Consider the following 635-nt stretch of genomic DNA (forward strand, 5'->3'; position numbering starts at 1 on the left):
CATAACCCAATCGGAATAAATCAGGCTCGTGATAGGGCAAAACAACCAGCTCCATACCCACGGGTAACCCATTTTTACTAAATCCAGCAGGCAAACAAATCGATGGCATCCAAGTTTGTGAAGCAATCAAAGTATTTGTTGGGAAAGTTAATACTTGATGCTTGCCATCACGGACATCTTGTTTCGATGGTGGCAGAATCTGAATGCAAGGAAATACCAGTGCATCTAAGTTGTTTTTTGCAACGATTCCGGCAACTAGGCGCTGGAATTTGTCACGAGCGGCAAGTTTTTTGAAATAATCAGGCTCATCTTCTGGGTTTACTGGCCCCTCAAAGATATCAATTAAAAGGTCCAGCACAGGATGAAATAAGCCTTTTTCTTTGATTTCTTCAAGGCTTTTGATTGGCATATTTTCACGTGAGGCTAAAAACTCATTGATGTCGTGTCGTGAATGCGAACCATATAAGGAGGTTTCAGTAATGTGTTCCATCATATCTGGAATTTCAACATCGATGAGTTCTGCACCAGCGCTCTTTGCTTGTTCAAGAGCTGAGTCGATAATCTGATTAACTTCTGCTGATTCAGTGTCATCGTTTGATCCATAAGCATTACGGACAACGCCCAGACGCGCATTT

Annotated in this window: 1 protein-coding gene; it reads right to left on the reverse strand. The window is 42.0% G+C overall.

Going from position 1 to position 635, the window contains the following annotated elements:
- Positions 1–635: amidase family protein (locus tag ACS8FD_RS21820; RefSeq protein ID WP_439277412.1), on the reverse strand; the 635-nt coding region annotated here is incomplete at both ends.

It is taken from the genome of Psychrobacter sp. 1U2 (assembly GCF_051847575.1).